At 47.7% G+C, this 15,232-nt stretch carries 14 protein-coding genes and 1 riboswitch; all 14 genes read left to right on the forward strand.

Features of this window, described 5'->3' with window-relative positions:
• Nucleotides 1–50 precede the first annotated feature (50 nt).
• The gene (locus tag NCY57_RS12765; protein ID WP_227752307.1) at nt 51–911 is read left to right on the forward strand and encodes a class C sortase; all 861 of its coding nucleotides are present in this window, start codon (nt 51–53) and stop codon (nt 909–911) included.
• A 3-nt stretch (nt 912–914) separates the two neighbouring features.
• The gene (locus NCY57_RS12770) at nt 915–1,832 is read left to right on the forward strand and encodes a class C sortase (protein ID WP_129975811.1); all 918 of its coding nucleotides are present in this window, start codon (nt 915–917) and stop codon (nt 1,830–1,832) included.
• Entirely contained in the window at nt 1,822–3,402 is a 1,581-nt protein-coding gene (locus NCY57_RS12775; protein WP_250789740.1) for a pilin N-terminal domain-containing protein, read from the forward strand. The genes NCY57_RS12770 and NCY57_RS12775 overlap by 11 nt, the downstream gene beginning before the upstream one ends.
• 188 nt (nt 3,403–3,590) lie before the next feature.
• A riboswitch (SAM riboswitch) is annotated at nt 3,591–3,692 on the forward strand.
• A gap of 86 nt (nt 3,693–3,778) precedes the next feature.
• A complete protein-coding gene (gene metK / locus NCY57_RS12780) occupies nt 3,779–4,966 on the forward strand; it encodes a methionine adenosyltransferase (RefSeq protein ID WP_015526574.1) in 1,188 nt (395 codons plus the stop codon).
• A 474-nt stretch (nt 4,967–5,440) separates the two neighbouring features.
• Entirely contained in the window at nt 5,441–6,598 is a 1,158-nt protein-coding gene (locus tag NCY57_RS12785; RefSeq protein ID WP_059086499.1) for a sensor histidine kinase, read from the forward strand.
• Nucleotides 6,591–7,280 carry a response regulator transcription factor gene (locus NCY57_RS12790; RefSeq protein ID WP_015526575.1) on the forward strand — a complete coding sequence of 230 codons (690 nt, stop codon included), beginning with the start codon at nt 6,591–6,593 and terminating at the stop codon, nt 7,278–7,280. The genes NCY57_RS12785 and NCY57_RS12790 overlap by 8 nt, the downstream gene beginning before the upstream one ends.
• A gap of 100 nt (nt 7,281–7,380) precedes the next feature.
• Nucleotides 7,381–7,917: a Uma2 family endonuclease gene (locus NCY57_RS12795; protein ID WP_129975837.1), complete on the forward strand. Its 537-nt coding sequence runs from the start codon at nt 7,381–7,383 to the stop codon at nt 7,915–7,917.
• Between the two features lie 313 nt (nt 7,918–8,230).
• Nucleotides 8,231–9,670 carry an aminotransferase class I/II-fold pyridoxal phosphate-dependent enzyme gene (locus NCY57_RS12800; RefSeq protein ID WP_173740119.1) on the forward strand — a complete coding sequence of 480 codons (1,440 nt, stop codon included), beginning with the start codon at nt 8,231–8,233 and terminating at the stop codon, nt 9,668–9,670.
• A 12-nt stretch (nt 9,671–9,682) separates the two neighbouring features.
• Complete coding sequence (locus NCY57_RS12805; RefSeq protein ID WP_173740120.1) at nt 9,683–10,270, forward strand: guanylate kinase; 588 nt, start codon at nt 9,683–9,685, stop codon at nt 10,268–10,270.
• A gap of 101 nt (nt 10,271–10,371) precedes the next feature.
• Complete coding sequence (holB, locus tag NCY57_RS12810) at nt 10,372–11,361, forward strand: DNA polymerase III subunit delta' (RefSeq protein ID WP_015526578.1); 990 nt, start codon at nt 10,372–10,374, stop codon at nt 11,359–11,361.
• Between the two features lies 1 nt (nt 11,362).
• On the forward strand, nt 11,363–12,256 hold the full coding sequence (locus NCY57_RS12815; RefSeq protein WP_173740121.1) for a PSP1 domain-containing protein: 894 nt from the start codon (nt 11,363–11,365) through the stop codon (nt 12,254–12,256).
• Nucleotides 12,246–12,986 (forward strand): tRNA1(Val) (adenine(37)-N6)-methyltransferase, encoded by a 741-nt coding sequence (locus NCY57_RS12820; RefSeq protein WP_059086497.1) that lies wholly within the window; start codon nt 12,246–12,248, stop codon nt 12,984–12,986. Before NCY57_RS12815 ends, NCY57_RS12820 begins: the two co-directional genes overlap by 11 nt.
• Nucleotides 12,987–14,000: 1,014 nt before the next feature.
• A complete protein-coding gene (gene rsmI / locus NCY57_RS12825) occupies nt 14,001–14,864 on the forward strand; it encodes a 16S rRNA (cytidine(1402)-2'-O)-methyltransferase (protein ID WP_092072414.1) in 864 nt (287 codons plus the stop codon).
• 233 nt (nt 14,865–15,097) lie between these two features.
• Nucleotides 15,098–15,232: transposase (locus tag NCY57_RS12830; protein WP_250789741.1), on the forward strand; the 135-nt coding region annotated here is incomplete at its 3' end.

Genomic DNA, 15,232 nt, shown 5'->3' on the forward strand with positions numbered 1-15,232 from the left:
CGGCCCTTTCGGGGGCCGGGAGTGGTAAATACAACAGTATGGAGAAACCTATGAGAAAGAATAAGAAGAAAAATTATATTGGACTTGGTTTGCTGTTTCTGATAGGGTTGTCCATACTGCTGTATCCAATGGTCAGTGATGCCTGGAACCGGTACAGGGACAGCCTGCTGATCAGTAATTATAGCAGCAGTGTTTCTTCGGATGATAATTCGGAGAAGATTGACAGTATGTGGAAGGCAGCTCAGGAGTATAACGAACAGATCAAGCAGGAAAGTGTGCCGGATGCTTTTTCCGTGAGGGATGGACAGACGGACAGTACATATGAGTCTCTTCTGAACCTGAATGGTGATGGAATGATGGGGTATGTGGAGATTCCTGTGATCGATGTGAGCATTCCAATCTATCATTACACGACAGATGAGTCTCTGGAGAAGGGTGCAGGTCATTTGTTCGGCAGCAGTCTTCCGGTTGGCGGCAAGAGTACCCATTGTATTTTGTCGGCACACAGAGGACTTCCAAGTGCGAAACTTTTTACAGATCTGAATCTTGTGGAAGAGGGAGATGTTTTTTACCTGCATGTGCTGGGTAAGACTCTTGCCTACGAGGTGGATCAGATTCTTACCGTTCTTCCGGAGCAGACAGAGTCTCTGGGTATCACGGATGGGGATGATTATGTAACGCTGGTTACGTGTACGCCTTATGCGGTGAATACGCACAGACTTCTGGTGAGGGGACACAGAGTTCCGATGAAGGCTGCGAAGGCGGTTCAGAAAACAGAGAAGAAGGTTACCGGAATCACCAATCCAACGCTTCCGATGCTTGCTCTCTGTGTTGTGATCGGAATTGTGATCGCGGTGATCCTGGTTGCCGGTATCAATTCTGTTCAGAACAAAAAACGACGCAGGAAATGATTTATGGCTAAAAAGAAAAAAAAGAAAAAGAGTAATGTTGTCCTGAACATTTTTATTGCCTTGGTATTTCTGGCGGGGGCGGGGGTGTTCCTTTATCCTACGATCAGTGATATGTGGAACCAGTACCGTAACGCCCAGCTGGTCAGTAAGTACGAGGAAGCGGTAACGGAGCTTTCGGACAATGACTATGACAGGCTGTGGAAAGAGGCGAAGGAGTATAATGCCGAGCATCCGGTGAATGCCATTGTAGATGCTTTTGAGGAAGAGGATACTTATGAGTTGAGTCATCCCTATGACGGAGTCCTGGATCCTAACGGTGACGGACTGATGGGCAGTATCGAGATCCCGAAGATCAAAGCGAAGCTGGCTATCTATCACGGATTGAGCAAGACCGTGCTGGAAAAGGGTGTGGGCCACGTGGAGGGCACCAGTCTTCCTATCGGAGGCAAGAGCACCCATGCGGTTCTGGCGGCGCATCGAGGTCTTCCTAATGCGAAGCTTTTTACAGATCTGGATCAGATGGAAAAGGGAGATATTTTTATCCTGCACATTCTTGGCAAGCATCTGGCCTACAAGGTGGATCAGATCAAGACGGTGCTTCCGGATGAGACCAGTGACCTGGATATTATCGAGGGTGAAGATCATGTGACTCTGATCACGTGTACCCCTTATGGAGTTAACACCCACAGGCTTCTTGTCCGGGGAGTGCGGACGAAATATGTGGTGGAAGATACAAAGAATGACGAAACGATACCGCAGAAGCTTGCTGTTGTGGATCCGAAGAGGGTTCTGGCCGGCGGCGCTGCAGTGCTTGTTGTTCTGATTCTGCTGATTTATCTGATCGTCCGTCATAGGGACAAAAAACGGAAAAAGAAGCAGCTTTCAGAAAGGAAAGAGGAGGCAGAGAGCGATGAAAAATAGAAGAAAGCAAGGGAAAATATTCCGGAGCCTTCTGGCTGTTCTGATGCTGACGGCTATGCTGGTCACGAGTGTTTTGCAGCCGGTTTTCGCCGGGGATTATGAAGCTGGAAAAACAGGTAATCTGACGTTGACGGTTCAGCAGGCGGATGAGGAGGGAAACCAGACTCCGCTGCCGGATGTAGGGCTGACGATCTACAAGGTTGGCAGTGTGAATTTTGATGGCAATGTGCATTTCGTGTTGGATGAGGCACTGGCTGCCGCAGCAATCGATTTTGATTCCATCACGACGGCTGATGGCTGGTATGAAGCGGCAGAGAAGCTGGCGGCTATGATCGTCAGCGGAATCGTGGATGTGTGGGGTATGTCCAAGTCCTCTGATGCAGAGGGGAATATGACTTTCGCTGATCTGGCTGAGGGTATGTACCTGGTGGTGCAGACAGATGGAAACAGCAGTGTTATGGTTTCACCGATGCTGATCTCCGTTCCTTTTGCAGATCAGGAGCAGGGCTGGATGTACGATGTACAGGCTTATCCGAAGTCTGTAAGTAATCCGCAGAAGCATACACAGATCCAGGTTACGAAGAGGATCTATAATGTTGATGAGAACGACAATGTGATTCCTCTGGAAACGAAGGAGGATGTAACTTATAATGTTGGGCTTTACCTTGATCCGGATGGAGAGGCCCGTTACGGAGAAATGCAGAAAATCCATATCCAGAATGCTTCCAGTGGTACAGCTACATGGACGGATGTTCCGGATGGCACCTATTATGTATTTGAGCTGGATGAGGATGGAAATCTTCTTCAGCAGAATACGAAGATCAAGGTGGATGATGAGAATCTTTACTACTACAATGTAACGAAGCCGAATGGTGAGAGTGAAGAGAAGTCCAATCAGGTTGTGATCGGTGGAGATAGTGGTGTTACTGAGGCTGCGGCTTATGTAAATAACTATTATACAAAGATTTCCGATATATTCAGCCGTAACGGATATATCAACATTAAGAAGAATGTGATGATCGATGGTGTTGCTTCTACTGTGGATGATACGTTCTATGCAGGTTTGTTCTCCACTGAAAGTAACGGTGAGCTGACGCTTGAGAAGGTAGTGACTCTGAAACAGAATGATAGTGTTCAGGTAATGGTGGATCTTCCAATGGATCAGGAGATCAACAGTGTTACTTATACTGTTCTGGAGACGGATAAGGATGGAAATCCGGTTGATGATGATACCTTTAAGTATACAGTTACCGGTCAGGGTGAGGTTACACTGAATAATGATAACCGATATACTGTAACAAAGGAGATCACTAACAGTCTTTCTTCCGAGCCGACACCGATTCCGACTGCTACACCTGGAGCAAATCATGGTGGAAATGATCGGATCACTCCGATCCCGAATAATGGTACAGCGGGCGGAACTGCTCCGAACGATACCAGCGGTACAGCAAGACGTTCTGTAAAGACCGGCGATGATACACCGATCGGCGTATGGGTTGGAATCCTTGCAGCAGCGATCATTGTTGGCGGTGGTGCAGCTTATGGAGTTAAGAGAAAGAAGAAAAAATAAATAACGGATCATTCTGAAGGATGATCGATGGAAGAACCGGGCGATGTGGATGCCCGGTTCTTTTTTTGGAATATTTATGTATTGGGGATGAAAAAGCAGCGGGTGATATTTTTTATCGAAAATTGCTCTTGACATTTTGGTATGATAAGTATATTGTATGTGTTGCAGTAAATTTCATAAAAGATAGCCTTTTATTCAGAGTGGTGGAGATACAAAGGATCTGTGAAGCCACGGCAACCCCGGATAACCCAGGAAGGTGCCAACCTGAGCGAGCAATCGAACAATAAGAGGATTGTTTACAGAATTTAAACAGTCCGGATTGTACGGGCTGTTTTTTATGTATATAACCATTGTTTTATTACAAAAGGAGAAGATCATGGAGAAAATTTTATTTACATCTGAATCTGTAACTGAGGGTCATCCTGACAAGGTCTGCGACTCTATTTCCGATGCGATCCTTGATGCTATGATGGCACAGGATCCGATGAGCCGTGTTGCATGTGAGACTGCTACTACAACAGGTCTTGTACTTGTTATGGGCGAGATCACAACCAAGGCTAATGTTGATATCCAGAAGATCGTTCGCGATACTATCCGTGAGATCGGATATGACAATGCGGATTATGGATTTGACGCAGATACCTGTGCGGTTATCACATCACTTGACAAGCAGTCCACAGATATCGCTATGGGTGTTGACAAGGCTCTTGAGCAGAAAGAGGACGATATGAATGAGGACGAGCTGGATTCCATCGGTGCCGGTGACCAGGGTCTTCAGTTTGGTTATGCTTCCAATGAGACTGAGGAGTATATGCCATATGCCATCAACATGGCTCACAAGCTTGCTCAGCAGCTGACAAAGGTTCGTAAGGACGGCACTCTGAAATATTTAAGACCGGATGGAAAGACTCAGGTTACTGTTGAGTATGATGAGGCCGGCAAGCCGAAGAGAATCGATGCTGTTGTATGCTCTACACAGCATGATCCGGATGTTACTCAGGAGCAGATCCATGAGGATATTAAGAAGTATGTTTTTGATGCGATCATTCCGGCTGATATGGTTGATGCGGATACGAAGTATTTCATCAATCCGACAGGTCGTTTTGTTATCGGCGGACCTCACGGTGACAGTGGTCTGACAGGACGTAAGATCATCGTTGATACCTACGGCGGAACAGGACGTCACGGCGGCGGTGCTTTTTCCGGTAAGGACTGCACAAAGGTTGACCGTTCTGCTGCTTATGCTGCACGTTATGTTGCAAAGAACATTGTTGCGGCCGGTCTTGCTGACAAGTGTGAGATCCAGCTTTCCTATGCGATCGGTGTTGCGCATCCGACTTCTGTCAGTGTGAATACCTTCGGAACAGGTAAGCTTTCTGAGACTAAGCTTGTTGAGATCGTTCGTGAGAATTTTGATCTTCGTCCGGCTGGTATCATCAAGATGCTTGATCTTCGCCGTCCGATCTACAAGCAGACTGCTGCTTATGGTCATTTCGGCCGTACAGATGTTGATCTTCCATGGGAGCATCTGGACAAGGTTGAGACTCTGAAGAAGTATCTGTAAGAGAGTCAAAAAAAATATTTATATATCCTTTTGGCAGGAATATTGATTTTAAGAAATGCATATGATATAATGCCATTAGGCAAAAGAGATAGTAATAGTTCCAAAAGAACAAAGAGTGAAGCCCCCGGTAGTGCCAATACCGGGGGCTTCTTCTAATTTTTTATAGTGGACAAGAAACCACTAGGTTAGCGTTGTCCTACTTGTTGCCGTCTAGCCATTTGCAAACGTAATAGGCAGTTATGTTTGCCATGCAGGAAACAAGAAAAGAGATAATAATTTCCAAAAGAACTCACCTCCTCCCGTTGCCGGGTATCGGGTGGACAACAAAAATATGATAGCATAGTTTAGAACAAAATGGAATAATACTGATGCTGGAAGATGGGGTTTTTTATAGAAAATTTAGAGATAGGGAATATAGTTTATGTTATAATACGTGTATGTGAATGTGTGAATTTATAAAGGACGGAGATACAGATGAAGTTAAAAACACGTATTATTGTGGGCTTCGTTGCGATCATCCTGCTGCCGCTGCTTCTTTTTTCCGCAAGTCTGTACGGGTTCAGCCAGACGCAGGCGAAGCATGTGCAGGAGAGCAGCAGCCAGGCTTCGGATTCCAGCCAGATGGTCTATGATATTTCGCTGCCGCAGTCTTCCAGCAGCCAGGTGAAGCTGATGGCTAAGGATATGATCCTGACCGCAACGATCATCCTTGTTTTTACCGCATTGTCCGTAGGGCTGTGGATCTATCGGAGCATTGCGGTTCCGCTGGTGAAGCTTAAGAAGGCTACCAAGAACATCAAGGAGGGGAATCTGGATTTTGTGCTGGAGGTTGAGGGGAATGATGAATTTTCCCAGCTTTGTCAGGATTTTGAGGAGATGCGTAAGCGTCTGAAGGAGTCCACGGAAGAGAAGATCCTGATGGATAAGGAGAATAAGGAGCTGATCAGCAATATTTCCCATGATCTGAAGACGCCGATCACTGCGGTGAAGGGTTATGTGGAGGGGATCATGGATGGTGTGGCGGATACGCCGGAGAAGATGGACCGGTATGTGCGTACCATTTATAATAAGACCAATGAGATGGATCATCTGATCAATGAGCTGACCTTTTATTCCAAGATCGATACCAACCGTATTCCGTATACGTTCAGCAAGCTGAATGTGGAGGATTATTTTTCGGATTGTGCGGAGGAGCTTGGGCTTGAGATGGAGACCAGGGGGATCGAGCTTGTGTATGCCAATTATGTGGAGAAGGGTGTGCAGGTTATTGCGGATGGTGAGCAGATCCGCCGTGTGATCCATAATATCGTGAGTAATGCCATTAAGTATATGGAGAAGCCAAGGGGGATCATCCAGCTTCGGGTGAAGGATGTGGGTGATTTTATCCAGGTGGAGATCGAGGATAACGGCAAGGGGATTGCCGCCAAGGATCTGCCGTATATTTTTGACCGTTTTTACCGTACCGATGTTTCCAGGAATTCTTCCAAGGGAGGAAGCGGTATCGGACTTTCCATCGTAAAGAAGATCATGGAGGATCATGGTGGAAAGGTCTGGGCCACAAGCCGGCTGGGGATCGGAACGATCATGTATTTTGTTCTCAGAAAATATCAGGAGGTACCGATGAATGAGTAGGATTTTGATCATAGAGGATGAGGAAGCGATCGCGGATCTGGAGAAGGATTATCTGGAGCTTTCGGGTTTTGAGGTGGAGATCGAGAACCGTGGTGATACGGGGCTTGTACGTGCCATGAAGGAGGAGTTTGATCTGATCATCCTGGATCTGATGCTTCCGGAGGTGGATGGCTTTGATATCTGCAGGCAGGTCCGTGAGGAGAAGAATACGCCGATCATTATGGTTTCTGCCAAGAAGGATGATATCGATAAGATCCGCGGACTGGGTCTTGGTGCGGATGATTATATGACCAAGCCGTTCAGCCCAAGTGAGCTGGTTGCACGTGTGAAGGCGCATATGGAGCGTTATAACCGGCTGGTTGGTTCCAATGTGCATAAGAATGATGTGATCGAGATCCGTGGTATTAAGATCGATAAGACGGCCAGGCGTGTGTGGGTCAATGGTGAGGAGACGACGTTTACGACCAAGGAGTTTGATCTTTTGACTTTTCTGGCTGAGAATCCGAACAGGGTTTTTACAAAGGAGGAGCTTTTCCGGGAGATCTGGGATATGGAGTCTGTGGGTGATATCGCTACGGTTACGGTGCATATCAAGAAGATCCGTGAAAAGATCGAGTTTAATACGGCCAAGCCTCAGTATATTGAGACGATCTGGGGTGTGGGGTACCGGTTTAAGGTGTGAGTCTGTGGGGAAGGCTTCGGATGGAGCTGCTGCAGGTGTATGAGTGCAGATCGGAATGATGGTGTATGATCTGCCGGGTGCTTTTGAGAGGAGTGGAGATATGCCGCTGTTGAGGGAAAGAATTTATACGATAGAGGATATTTATGCTTTGCCGGAGGGTGAAAGAGCGGAACTGATCGATGGACATATTTATTATATGGCGCCGCCGAATACGATGCATCAGAGGATTTCAAGTATTTTGTCCAGAAAGATAGGTAACTATATAGATTCTAACAAGGGCAAATGTGAGGTGTTTGCCGCACCGTTTGCGGTGTATCTGGATGAGAAGACGAATACTTATGTGGAACCGGATGTTTCTGTTATCTGTGATCCGGATAAGCTGGATGACAGGGGATGTAAGGGGGCTCCGGACTGGATCATCGAGATCGTTTCTCCGGCGAGCAGGCGTATGGATTATTATACCAAGCTGTTTAAATACAGGACTGCCGGTGTGAGAGAGTACTGGATCGTGGATCCTGTGAAGAAGCTGGTAATGGTGTATGATTTTGAAAATGAGGATACGGAGCAGTATACATTTCAGGATTCGATCAAAGTGGGGATCTATGAGGATCTGAGGATCGATTTTGCTGAGATGTGATAAAAATGGAGGGGAATATCGTCTGGTGATAGCCCCTCCTTGTTTTTTGGCAAAAAAATAGAACGCCGTCGCAACGCCGTCCTTACAAAAACACAAAGTGTTTTTTGATTCTGAAATTATTATATGTGCGAGATGATAATTTGTCAACCTGTTTACTGCGAAAATTTACCACGGTATACATCCGACTTAGATGCAAAAATCTGAAATATGGATAATCGTCAGTGACAGAAAAATTCGTTTCAGGTATAATGAAACTAACTATGATATTGATATGGGGGAAGTAACAGAGGTGGATTTTTTGAAAGGACGAACTATGGAAGACAGATTATACAAGAAACTGGAAGCGTACGGTAAGAGTGATTTTTATCCGTTTCATATGCCGGGGCATAAGAGGAATCCGCTGGCTGTGGAGGGGGATTTTCCGGTGGAGAGGGATATTACGGAGATTGACGGGTTTGATAACCTGCATCATGCTGAGGATATTTTGAAAAGGGCGCAGGAGGATGTCGCACGGCTTTATGGTGTGCCGGAGAGTTTTTACAGTATTAATGGAAGCTCCGGGGCGATCCTGGCGGCGGTGTCTGCGGCTGTGGATAAGGGGGGACAGATCCTGGTGGCAAGGAACTGCCATAAGGCGGTTTACCATGCGATTTATCTGCGGGAGCTGAGTGCCACGTATATTTATCCACATGAAGATCCGAAATTGGGGATAAACGGAGGGATTTCACCCGGCCGTGTGGAAATGTATCTGGCGGAAAATCCGGAGATCCAGGCGGTGCTGATCACTTCGCCGACTTATGACGGGATCGTGTCGGATGTGGCGAGGATCGCGGAGATCGCGCATCACTATGGTGTGCCGCTGATCGTGGATGAGGCTCACGGGGCGCATTTTCGGTTTTCGGATTATTTTCCGGTGTCTGCGGCGCAGCTTGGTGCGGATGTGGTGATCAACAGTGTGCATAAGACGCTGCCCTGTCTGACCCAGACGGGGGTGATCCACCTGTGCAGTGATCGTGTGAGCCGGGAAAAACTGAAGCGTTTTCTGGGAATCTATCAGAGCAGCAGTCCTTCTTATATTCTTATGAGCAGCATTGATGCGTGCATGGATAAGCTGGAGCGTGAGGGGGATGAGATGTTCCGTGTGTTTACGGAGAATCTGGAAAAAGCACGCAGGCGTCTTTCCGAGTGTAAGTATATCCGGCTGGTAACGCCGCAGGCTTGTGAGTGCCAGAGAGTTTTTGATTTTGACAGATCCAAGATATTGCTTTCTACTGTGAACAGTTCGCTGAACGGCCGGGAGCTGCACCAGATCCTCCGGAGGGAGTTTCATCTGGAAATGGAGATGGAGGCGGAGAATTATGTGCTGGCGCTGGCGGCTGTGGGTGATACTGCGGAGGGCTTTGAGCGGCTTTGTGATGCTATTGAAGAGATTGACCGTCGTGAATCGTTAAAATACAGAGAAGAGGCTGTGGAGAAGGAGCCTTTGAAAAACGGAAAAATGAAGCAGATCATGCGGATCTCCCAGGCTATGGATGCGGAGAGTGAGCGGTGTCCGCTGGATGAGTGTATCGGACGTACGTCCGGGGAGTTTGCGTATCTTTATCCGCCGGGAATCCCGCTGATCGTTCCGGGGGAACAGATTTCTGGACATTTCGTAAAAAATGTGAGAAGATACCTGGAACAGGGCTTTGAGGTCCAGGGCCTGAGCGACCAGACCAGTGAGACGGTGTGCGTTGTGAGAAATGAGATGTAACAGAGGAGACATATGGGAAAGATTTTTTACATTATGGGAAAAAGCTCTTCCGGTAAGGACAGTATTTACAGACAGCTGGAGGGGAATCCGAATCTGGGGCTTAAGCGGCTTGTAATCTATACTACCCGTCCGATCCGGGATGGAGAGGAGAACGGAAGAGAATATTTTTTTGCAGATGAGAATAAACTGAAGGAGTTCCGAAGAAACGGGAAGCTGATCGAGGCGCGTACTTATCAGACGGTTTACGGGCCGTGGACATATTTTACTGCGGATGACGGGCAGGTGTCTGTGGGTAATGACAGCTATCTGGGAATCGGTACACTGGAGTCTTTTGTGAGGCTTCGGGAGTATTACGGCAATGAAGTGATGTGGCCTATTTATATAGAGGTGGAAGACGGAGAGCGTCTGGAGCGTGCGCTTGCCAGGGAGAAGACCCAGGAGGTGCCGAAGTACGAGGAGATGTGCAGGCGTTTTCTTGCAGACCAGAATGATTTTTCCGAGGAAAATATTCTTAAAGCAGGTATATGGAAGCGTTTTGAGAATCATAATCTGGATGAATGTGTGAAGGAAATCGTAAATTATATAAAATCTGTACAATAAGGAAAAATAGTTTTTTTTATACAGAAGATTATGTTATAATTAGTTGAAAGATGTCCGCCGGGTATAACGGAGGGCACAAAAGGCAGAAAGAGGTGATTCTTATGGCAGGATTTCATGACATCATCGGCCATGACGATATAATCAGGCATTTGAAGAATGCGATAGAGACAGGGAAGGTATCCCACTCTTATATTTTTACAGGGGAACCGGGATCCGGCAAGAAGCTTCTTGCGGGGACTTTTGCGGCAGCGCTGCAGTGTGAATCGGGAGAGTCTGAACCGTGTATGACTTGTGATTCCTGTAAGAAGGTGATCGGCAAGAATCATCCGGATATCATTACAGTAACTCATGAGAAGCCTGGAAGCATCAGCATTGACGAGGTGCGTGACCAGGTTGTGCGTGATGTGGATATCAAGCCGTACTGCAGTCCGTATAAGATCTATATCATTCCGGATGCGGAGATGATGACGGTGCAGGCGCAGAATGCCATTTTGAAAACTATCGAGGAACCGCCGGAATATGCGGTGATCATGCTGCTGACAAGTAATATCGACAGTCTTCTTCCTACGATCCGTTCCAGATGTGTGCGTCTGGATCTGAAGGTGGTGGATGACAGTCTTGTGAAGGAATATCTGATGGAGCATCTTCAGGTGCCGGATTATCAGGCTGAGATTGATGCGTCTTATGCGCAGGGCAGTATCGGCAAGGCGAAGGAGGCTGCGACTTCTCAGGAGTTTGCAGATATGACTGCCAATGCCCTGAAGATTTTGAAATATGCCAATTCCATGGAGGTTTATGAGCTGACAGAGGCGATCAAGACTTTGACTGCTGATAAGAATAATATCAATGATTATCTGGATATTTTCCAGTTCTGGTTCCGCGATGTTCTGATGTTTAAGGCAACAAGGGAAATTGACAACCTGGTTTTTAAACAGGAGATTAATTTTATCAGAGAGCAGGCCAGCGAGCGTTCTTATGAGAATATCGAAAAAATCCTTGAGGCACTGGAGAAGACGAAGGTGCGTCTCCGTGCCAATGTTAATCTCGAACTTGCCCTGGAGCTCCTGTTCCTGACAATTAGGGAGAAATAGAATGGAAAAGGTAGTTGGAGTCAGATTTCGTAACGTTGGTAAGATTTATTATTTTAATCCTAAGAATTATAAGGTGAAGGTCGGCGATCATGTGATCGTGGAGACTGCCCGTGGTGTGGAGTATGGCCGTGTTGTCCTGGAGCCGCGCAGCGTGAAGGAGGACGAGGTGGTCCATCCGCTGAAGGAGGTTCTCCGTGTTGCAACGAAGGAGGACGAGGATCATGAGGCTGAGAACCGCCAGAAGGAGAAAGAGGCTTTTAAGATCTGTAAGAAGAAGATCCGTGAGCATGGGCTTGATATGAAGCTGATCGATGCGGAGTATACCTTTGATAATAACAAGGTGCTGTTTTATTTTACAGCGGATGGCCGTATTGATTTCAGACAGCTGGTTAAGGATCTGGCGTCTGTGTTTAAGACCAGAATCGAGCTTCGTCAGATCGGTGTCCGTGATGAGACGAAGATCCTTGGCGGTATTGGTATCTGTGGAAGGACGCTTTGCTGTCATACGTATCTTTCGGAGTTTGCGCCGGTTTCCATCAAGATGGCGAAGGAGCAGAATCTTTCTCTGAACCAGACGAAGATTTCTGGTGTCTGTGGTCGTCTGATGTGCTGTCTGAAGAATGAGCAGGAGACTTATGAGGAGCTGAACCGGAATCTTCCGGGTATCGGTGATATGGTAACGACGCCGCAGGGTGTTTCGGGTACGGTCCAGAGTGTGAATGTTCTCAGGCAGATGGTTAAGATCGTGGTTGAGGTGAATGACGAGAAGGAGATCCAGGAGTTTCCGGTCCGTGATCTGAGGTTCCGCCCTAAGAGAAAAAAGGGTAAGGGTGGTTCTGCTGACCACGATGAGAAAGAGGTTAAAAAGGGAGATTCGAAGCCGAATGAGAAGTGATCTGGTTTATTGCGGTGAGCGTGTGGATGATCTTCAGAATGGGTTGTTTGTGATCCAGGATCCGAAGAAGTTTTGTTTTGGGATGGATGCGGTTCTGTTGTCTGGCTTTGCCCGGGTGAAGAGGGGTGAGGTTGCGCTGGATATGGGGACCGGTACGGGGATCATTCCGATCTTGCTTTCTGATCGTACGGATGGGGAGCATTTCACGGGGCTGGAGATCCAGCATGAGTGTGCGGAGATGGCTGACCGTAGTGTGAGGTATAATGGTCTTGAGGACAGGGTTCGGATCGTTGAGGGTGATATCAGGGAGGCTGCCGGGATTTTTGGGGCGGCTTCTTTTGATGTGGTGACGTGTAATCCGCCGTATATGATCGGGCAGCATGGGTTGACGAATCCGCATCTTCCGAAGGCGATCGCGAGGCATGAGATTTTGTGTTCGTTTGATGATGTGGCTTGTCAGGCTGCCCGGGTCCTGAAGGACCGGGGGCGGTTTTTTTTGGTGCACAGGCCGTTTCGGCTTGTGGAGCTGATGGCGACTTTGACGAAGTATAAGCTGGAGCCTAAGAGGATGCAGCTGGTGTATCCTTTTATTGATAAGGAGCCGAATATGGTGTTGATCGAGGCTTGTAAGGGCGGGAATTCCAGGATCCGGGTTGAGCGGCCGCTGGTGGTTTATGAGCGGCCTGGGGTTTATACGGAGGATGTTTTGGAGTTGTATCGGATGGTGTGAATGTTGTGATGTTGTGGCTTAGGGTGGCTGCCCCGGTTGTGAGAGATTGGGGTGGCTGCTCGGGAGGTTTTGGGCCATCGGCGCTGCGCTGGATGGCTGGGAGGTAGTGGTGGCTGTGGTACTTCGGTTGGTGAAGGGACGGCGAGGGGAGGCAGGCTGCTGGTGGTGACACGCTGCGCCCCCTGCTCGGCTGCGGCGCCGGTTTGCTGCCATTCGCGCAAACTCGCTTCGCTCAAACAGTGCGCTCGGTGGCAGCAGCTATCCTCACCTCGCTGACGGGGGCTCCGCTAACGTCACCACCAGCAGCCTGCCTCCCCTCGCCTGAGATTCAAAGCGAGAGATCGCAACGCATAGTGCGCTGAATATCGAAGAATACAGGCACCTTGCCAGAAGTGAATCACTGAGAAAGTGAAGAAATGAAATAATATCGGCATAGCGTAGCACATTGAATATCGAAGCATACGGGCACCTTGCCGGAAGTGAACCACTGAGAAAGTGAAGAAATAAAACAACATCGGCACAGAGTAGCACATTGAATATCGAAGCATACGGGCACTTTGCCAGAAGCGAACCACTGAGAAAGTGAAGAAATAAAACAACATCGGCACAGCATGGCGCACTGAGTATCGAAGCATACAGACACCTTGCCAGAAGTGAACCACAGAGAAAGTGAAGAAATAAAACAACATCGGCACAGCGTAGCGCGCTGAGTAGCGAAGCATACAGACGCCTTGCCGGAAGTGAACTACAGAGAAAGTGAAGAAATAAAACAACATCGGCACAGCGTAGTGCGCTGAATACCGAAGCATACAGACACAAGTCAACAAATAAGAACAACGAATCCCTTGCACTACTTAAAAAAAGCCCAAGGGGTGTGCAGAGGGGGCGCGGCTTTGCGGCCCCTTTGCGGTTTTCAAAGTTTCCAAACTTAAACAACCCCCCGCGGTTAAGCGAAATATCCCCCGCGGCCAAGTGGAAAAAACTCCCCGCGGTCAAGCGAGAAAAGAGGAAAATATGAAACAAAACGGAAAACTATACTTATGCGCCACCCCCATAGGAAATCTCGAAGACATCACCCTTCGAGTACTAAGAACCCTTCGGGAAGTGGACTTAATCGCTGCGGAGGATACCCGCAACAGCATAAAACTTCTGAATCATTTTGATATAAAAACCCCCATGACCAGCTACCACGAATACAATAAGATCGATAAGGGTCATGTCCTCGTGGAAAAGCTGCTGGCGGGTACAAACATTGCGTTAATCACAGATGCAGGTACTCCGGGTATCTCAGATCCCGGGGAGGAGCTTGCCGCCATGTGTTATGAAGCCGGAATTGAAGTGACTTCACTTCCGGGTCCTGCTGCCTGTATCACTGCTCTGACTTTGTCAGGCCTGCATACCAGGCGTTTTGCTTTCGAGGCTTTTCTTCCGGCGGATAAGAAAGAACGAAAAACGATCCTGGAGGAGCTTTCCTGTGAAACCAGGACTATTATCCTGTATGAGGCACCTCACAGGCTTGTACGGACTCTTGGTGAGCTCAGAGAGGCGCTTGGCAACCGCCGGATGACTCTTTGCAGAGAGCTGACCAAGAAGCATGAGACGGCATTCCGGACTACGATCGATGATCTGATGGATTTTTATAAAGATGAGAAGCCGCTGGGTGAGTGTGTTCTTGTGATCGAGGGCAGGAGCCGCAGTGAGATGGAGGCGGAGAAGCGTGCTTCCTGGGAGGAGATTTCCATTGCGGAGCATGTGGCGATGTATGAGCAGCAGGGGAATTCCAGGAAGGATGCCATGAAGCTTGCTGCCAAGGATCGTGGTGTTTCCAAGCGGGATATTTATAAGGCGCTTCTGGATGGAGAAGATTCTGCTGAATGATCAGGTGTAATTGTGGTACGGATCGTAGGTAACGTGATCGTGGATGATTGAATAAGCTGCATACTGTGACCAAGGATTTTTGGGAACGTATGTGGCTTTTTTTATCCAATGCGTCGTAAAACCCCTTGCGTCAGCTATGGGGATATAAGACGCGTCCATCGAATTTATGCAAGTAATTGAAGATGGACAAAATAGTAATTGTATTAACTAATGAGCCATAGTATAATATAAATATAAACATAACATATAAATCAAACAACAATGTCGTCTATTCCTGTAAATACCATGTAGTATGGTGTCCAAAGTATAGACGAAAAGTATTAATTAATGGTGTGGACGTCCGGCTGAAGGAGCTGCTCACAGAGTAT

Source organism: Blautia sp. MB18-30, from assembly GCF_023669475.1.
Taxonomy (GTDB): domain Bacteria; phylum Bacillota; class Clostridia; order Lachnospirales; family Lachnospiraceae; genus Blautia_A; species Blautia_A fusiformis.

Bases quoted from the DNA above. Each gene is read 5' to 3' on its own strand.
- metK (WP_015526574.1), top strand. From the start codon at position 3,779: ATGGAGAAAATTTTATTTACATCTGAATCTGTAACTGAGGGTCATCCT.
- NCY57_RS12765 (WP_227752307.1), top strand. From the start codon at position 51: ATGAGAAAGAATAAGAAGAAAAATTATATTGGACTTGGTTTGCTGTTT.
- NCY57_RS12795 (WP_129975837.1), top strand. From the start codon at position 7,381: ATGCCGCTGTTGAGGGAAAGAATTTATACGATAGAGGATATTTATGCT.
- NCY57_RS12815 (WP_173740121.1), top strand. From the start codon at position 11,363: ATGGAAAAGGTAGTTGGAGTCAGATTTCGTAACGTTGGTAAGATTTAT.
- NCY57_RS12790 (WP_015526575.1), top strand. From the start codon at position 6,591: ATGAGTAGGATTTTGATCATAGAGGATGAGGAAGCGATCGCGGATCTG.
- NCY57_RS12770 (WP_129975811.1), top strand. From the start codon at position 915: ATGGCTAAAAAGAAAAAAAAGAAAAAGAGTAATGTTGTCCTGAACATT.
- NCY57_RS12785 (WP_059086499.1), top strand. From the start codon at position 5,441: ATGAAGTTAAAAACACGTATTATTGTGGGCTTCGTTGCGATCATCCTG.
- NCY57_RS12805 (WP_173740120.1), top strand. From the start codon at position 9,683: ATGGGAAAGATTTTTTACATTATGGGAAAAAGCTCTTCCGGTAAGGAC.
- rsmI (WP_092072414.1), top strand. From the start codon at position 14,001: ATGAAACAAAACGGAAAACTATACTTATGCGCCACCCCCATAGGAAAT.
- holB (WP_015526578.1), top strand. From the start codon at position 10,372: ATGGCAGGATTTCATGACATCATCGGCCATGACGATATAATCAGGCAT.
- NCY57_RS12775 (WP_250789740.1), top strand. From the start codon at position 1,822: ATGAAAAATAGAAGAAAGCAAGGGAAAATATTCCGGAGCCTTCTGGCT.
- NCY57_RS12820 (WP_059086497.1), top strand. From the start codon at position 12,246: ATGAGAAGTGATCTGGTTTATTGCGGTGAGCGTGTGGATGATCTTCAG.
- NCY57_RS12800 (WP_173740119.1), top strand. From the start codon at position 8,231: ATGGAAGACAGATTATACAAGAAACTGGAAGCGTACGGTAAGAGTGAT.